The organism is Sulfuricurvum sp. (genome assembly GCF_049305995.1).
Classification (GTDB): domain Bacteria; phylum Campylobacterota; class Campylobacteria; order Campylobacterales; family Sulfurimonadaceae; genus Sulfuricurvum.
Map to the genome: position 1 here is coordinate 1 of NZ_JBAQPS010000376.1, position 4,899 is coordinate 4,899.

The 4,899-nt window shown below is 41.6% G+C and carries 7 protein-coding genes; 3 read left to right on the forward strand and 4 right to left on the reverse strand.

The window, feature by feature from the left end; genetic code table 11:
- Positions 1 to 17 precede the first annotated feature (17 nt).
- From rpiB to folD, 4 genes are read right to left on the reverse strand one after another with little or no spacing between them, the layout of a single operon-like run.
- A complete protein-coding gene (gene rpiB / locus WA010_RS12520; protein WP_422557452.1) occupies positions 18 to 434 on the reverse strand; it encodes a ribose 5-phosphate isomerase B in 417 nt (138 codons plus the stop codon).
- Positions 435 to 442: 8 nt separating this feature from the next.
- Positions 443 to 1,120: a site-2 protease family protein gene (locus WA010_RS12525; protein WP_422557453.1), complete on the reverse strand. Its 678-nt coding sequence runs from the start codon at positions 1,118 to 1,120 to the stop codon at positions 443 to 445.
- Positions 1,107 to 1,931, reverse strand: a complete 825-nt coding sequence (gene lepB / locus WA010_RS12530; protein WP_422557458.1) for a signal peptidase I — start codon at positions 1,929 to 1,931, stop codon at positions 1,107 to 1,109. The genes WA010_RS12525 and lepB overlap by 14 nt, the downstream gene beginning before the upstream one ends.
- Positions 1,928 to 2,785: a bifunctional methylenetetrahydrofolate dehydrogenase/methenyltetrahydrofolate cyclohydrolase FolD gene (folD, locus tag WA010_RS12535; protein WP_422557454.1), complete on the reverse strand. Its 858-nt coding sequence runs from the start codon at positions 2,783 to 2,785 to the stop codon at positions 1,928 to 1,930. Before folD ends, lepB begins: the two co-directional genes overlap by 4 nt.
- 86 nt (positions 2,786 to 2,871) lie before the next feature.
- On the opposite strand from folD, the gene WA010_RS12540 reads away from it, so the two are divergent.
- From WA010_RS12540 to WA010_RS12550, 3 genes are all read left to right on the forward strand, one after another.
- On the forward strand, positions 2,872 to 3,216 hold the full coding sequence (locus tag WA010_RS12540) for a cytochrome c (protein ID WP_422557455.1): 345 nt from the start codon (positions 2,872 to 2,874) through the stop codon (positions 3,214 to 3,216).
- The gene (locus WA010_RS12545) at positions 3,185 to 4,117 is read left to right on the forward strand and encodes an HpcH/HpaI aldolase/citrate lyase family protein (RefSeq protein ID WP_422557456.1); all 933 of its coding nucleotides are present in this window, start codon (positions 3,185 to 3,187) and stop codon (positions 4,115 to 4,117) included. Before WA010_RS12540 ends, WA010_RS12545 begins: the two co-directional genes overlap by 32 nt.
- 245 nt (positions 4,118 to 4,362) lie before the next feature.
- On the forward strand, positions 4,363 to 4,899 hold a 537-nt coding region (locus WA010_RS12550), incomplete at its 3' end, for a hypothetical protein (protein ID WP_422557457.1).

The window sequence follows — 4,899 nt, forward strand, 5'->3', positions numbered from 1 at the left end:
CTCTTTAAGTGTCATGTTCATACTCCATTTGATAAGGTAAAGTGATGGTCAAATATTCCTGCAATCCATGCATCGAGAATCGACTCTGCTACCCCTTGACCTACGATCCGTTCACCGAAACATAGGATATTGGCATCATTGTGTCCTCTGGCAACAGTTGCGGTATAAGCATCGTGACAGAGAGCGGCACGGATACCGTGAAAGCGGTTAGCGGCCATGCTCATCCCAATTCCTGAACCACAAATCAATATTCCTTGTGAACCTGTATCGGACAAAACATTTTCGCATACTTTTACCGCATAATCGGGATAATCGACTCTACTTTTATCAAACGGTCCCAAATCGATTACTTCATGTCCTTTGGAACGGAGATTTTCGACGGTAAAATTTTTAAGATCGATTCCGGCATGATCGGTAGCAATATAAAATTTCATAACATTCCTTAACCCACTAATAAATTTAAAACCGTTTGTATCGGCCACATAACGAGAGGGATTTTCAGTGGCGTAACCAATATGATGATGATAACAATCATTCCATAAGGTTCGGCTTTAGTGAAAAATTCTGCGACGGCATATATTTTATATTTTAGGGTGAAATAGCTGATGAAATGAGCCCCGTCAAATCCCGGAATCGGGAGGAGATTAAAGACCGCTAAAATAACATTAATGAGGAGCAATTTGAGAATAAAAATATATCCGAAAACATAGACGATACTGTCGGCTTCTGTAGGCTGAGACATGGAAAGTAAGATGACAGAGGAGAAAGTTGCTAGGAATAGATTATAAACAATCCCTGCCAAACTCACCTGCATTGCGGCGTTATACCCGCCGTTGCGGATAACCGTGTTGGTATGAATGGGGACCGGTTTCGCCCAACCAAACAAAAACCCGCTATCTGCTCCCATTAACATCGGAATAAAATAGGTCATGAGAGGGACGAGAATTGAACCGAACGGATCGATATGGATAAGTGGATTGATACTGAGACGACCACTGTTTTTTGCCGTCATATCGCCATATTTATAAGCAACCCAACCATGCATGATTTCATGCCCTATAATGGCGATGAGAAGAGCTATGATTGCTGCAGTGATTTCGATTAAATCAATAAATCCCATGATCGTTTGCGTCTTCTTTTATCCGTTCAGCGATGGCACGATCGAGAATGGTTGTTTGTTCTAAATCGGTTGGTGTTTTTCCGATTCGATCCCAACGTACTTCATAATTAGTGTCCATGCTAAAATAGACAAACCATGGTGTTCCTTCGATAAGCCCATAAGGGACAGAACCCCAGAAACGGCTGTCGTTGGAGTGATCACGATTATCACCCATCATGAAATATTCCCCTTCAGGAACCTGAATAGGGGTAAAGTTAAAAAGCTCATTTGGATAGATTCCGTTATCGATGATTTTATCATCATTATGAATCCCAGGGTGATCTTTGGAATAAGGATTTTTTACCCATAACTTTCCGTCGATTTCAATTGTTTCATACCCAGTAAAAGCAGTTCTAACGTATTCATCTCCTTCACGCGGATGAAGATAAAGAACTTTATCTTGTAAAAAGAGCTCATCACCCGGCAATGCGACACATCGTTTAACGTAGTGGAGCTGTGTATTATTCGGATAGCGGAAGATGACAATATCACCGCGTGAGGGTTCATCACCATCGAGGATATGACCATCGGTACTCGGGATCAGAGGAATTTCGAGAAACGGTATATGAGGCGTAGAAATACCGTAAGCAAATTTTTTGGCAAACAGATGGTCGCCAACCAAAAGGGAATCTTTCATTGACCCACTAGGGATACGAAAGGCTTGCGCTACAAAGAAAATGATAAATAGGACAATAATAATAGTCCCTGTCCATGTATTGGAAAAACGGTAAGCGCTGTGCGCTGCATTAAATATTTTTTTCTTCAAAATCAGTTCTCTTCTTGTGCATGAATTTGTGCGGCTTTGAGGGTGTTGGAGAGGAGCATTGCGATCGTCATCGGACCAACTCCCCCAGGCACAGGGGTGATATAGGAAGTTTTCGGCGCTACCGCGTCGTAATCGACATCTCCGACAAGGCGCCCATCGGAAGCTCTGTTGATTCCGATATCGATGACAATGGCATCAGGGCGAACCATATCTTCTTTAATCAGGTTTATAACCCCTGCACCAACGAGTATAACGTCAGCTAAGAGAGTGTGTTTTTTCAAATCATCAGTAAAAATATGGCAGATTTCAACCGTTGCATTGGCATTTAGTAAAAGTGCAGCCATCGGTTTTCCGACGATGTTGGATGCGCCTACGACGCAGCAGTTTTTCCCTTTTGGATTGATATTGTATTCGGCAAGCAGTTCCATGACTCCCAGTGGCGTACACGGTACAAAACCATCCAATCCAGTAGCGAGACGCCCGACATTATAAGGATGAAATCCATCCACGTCTTTTGTCGGTGCAACTACTTCAAGGATTCTTGTAGTATCAATGTGTTTAGGTAAAGGCAACTGGATCAAAATACCATCGATGTTAGGATTTGTATTCATCATTTCGATGGTTTTAATGATGGCATCTTGGGAAATATCATCGGGCATTTCGTGGGTGACAGAGTAAAAACCGGCACGATCACATGCTTTTTTCTTCATTCCGACATAAGCTTGGCTCGCCGGATCGTGCCCCACCAAAATCACCGCTAAACCGGGAACTCTTCCAGTTTTGGATTTAAGCTCTTTGGCTTCGAGAGAGACTTTATTTTCGATTTTTTGTGCGAGGGATTTACCGTCAAGAATCTGCATTTAATCACCGTCAAATTGTTTTTTGGTATGATACCGAGTTAAGACTAATAAATGGTTAAAGGGAATAAGTGCGAGGGATTATACTGTTGGGTTTAGCATACACTTTTGCATATTCGGAGTCGTTTATTACGAAAGAAGAGTATGCAGCAGGGCTTTATCATAATCCAAGAGGGATAGGATGCCATTTGTGTCATGGAGAAAAAGGAGAGGGAAAACTGATTGCTCGTTATCGTGACGAAGGAAAAAATAAAGTTTTCATTGCTAAACCGATCCATAAACTCTCATTTCATGAATTTTACGAAAAAGTGAATGCCCGTATCGTAGGAATGCCGCGCTATTATCTCACCGATACCGAGATACAGACACTCTATTATTATCTACACCGTGAGGAGTTTAACCGTGCCTCTAAACAACCCAGACAAGCTCAATGAGTTTATAAAATCCGGTGATCTTGAATCGCTACGTTCATTCGCCATACCGCTAAAACGTTATTGCAATACCTCTTTGTCCTTTCGATCCGCAATGATGCTTTCGGCTCATAACATCAAACACCTCTTAAAAATCCCGAATCTCGGCGCAGAGTGTGTGATGCTAAACCTTGAAGATGGTGTAAGCATTCAGCAAAAGCCTTATGCTTTGGTACTGTGTGCGATGGCGTTGGCTTCTAATCCCAATAGTGATAAAAAACTGGTCGTTCGAGTTAATCCGCTTGATGAGGGGGGTGCAGAGGAGATTTTATTTCTAAATCCGTTCATGCCCGATGCGATTCGTGTTCCGAAGGTTCGAAATATTGAGGATGTCAAACGAATTTTGACTCTCGTTGATGAGGGAATCGAAATCCATCTCTCGATCGAGACCAAAGAGGCGTGGCTTTCCCTCTCGTTACTCAAAATCGATCCAAGAATCACCGTATTTTATCTGGGTGTTCTCGATCTTTTCGCCGATTTGGGACTTTCACAATCTTTGCTGATACCGGATAATCCTACTGTCTTGTATATGTTGTCTCATTTTTTAATGACGTGCCGTGCTTGCGATGTCAAACCCGTATCGTTCGTCTATCAAGATTACAAAAATCATGATGGATTGCGCAACTGGCTTGAACTGGAAAAAATGATGGGATTCGATGCCAAAGGGTGTATCGCCCCCACTCAAGTCGATTTGATCCATGAGATATTTGGACACTCCGAAGCAGAATTAGAACGGTGTCAAAAAATCGTACAATTGTTCGAAGAACAGACCGCGCGAGGAATCAGCGGATTTGTGGATGAACGGTACGGATTTATCGATGAACCGATTTATAAAGGTGCGTTGGCAGTATTGAGTAAGCGATAATTTTCTATCCGTCATCGTGCTACGACATAGAGTCTAGATTCTCTTTTCGTTAAAATTGTCATATTCGGCGAAGATAATAAATTTTTTCGTATCTAATTGATTACATATATCCAATCTTTCACCCTGCCATATTTTTTCCCATTTTCGAGCGACGGGCTAGAATGAAGAACTAAAAGCACTTTAAGGTTCCAATAACATATTTTGTATTACGCTATAAGTAATCCCACTATTAGCGAGAGTGCAATATGACGAATACTCTTATCGTATCATCTAATCGTCTTATCCGTTTTGAATCGTTTGAAACGTATTTCGGAGATCGGATATTTAAAAACTTTCTCCTTTTTAGTTATATTGGTCTTTTTTTGGCTGTTATTTATATCCCTTTTGACTACAAAACATACGGCTCAACAAGCGAATTTTTGTATGTACTCGGAGGCAGGCTCACGGCGGTTTTTTTTGCTGTTATGGTGATTATCGCTGTAGCGCATCCGTATTTCGAGAATCGTCGTATCGAGGCGATTACGACGTTCGGTACGATAGGATTCAGCTCTGTTGCACTGACATATCTGCTCTTTGGCAATCCCGTCCATTTTGTCGGTTACTCATGGATGTTTTATCTCACCGCGACGATGATGCTTGCCCCTTTGGTGACGAAAAAAATCTATCTGATTATGGAAAGCTTTCAGATTCTGTTTGTCCTTTTTATCATGGCATGGATCGGTAAAAGTGAAGATGATATTGTTACCTATATATTTTTTTCGATACCTTTGGCAGGATATGTT

Coding starts and splice junctions, on each gene's coding strand:
- rpiB (WP_422557452.1), bottom strand. CDS start 434: ATGAAATTTTATATTGCTACCGATCATGCCGGAATCGATCTTAAAAAT.
- WA010_RS12525 (WP_422557453.1), bottom strand. CDS start 1,120: ATGGGATTTATTGATTTAATCGAAATCACTGCAGCAATCATAGCTCTT.
- folD (WP_422557454.1), bottom strand. CDS start 2,785: ATGCAGATTCTTGACGGTAAATCCCTCGCACAAAAAATCGAAAATAAA.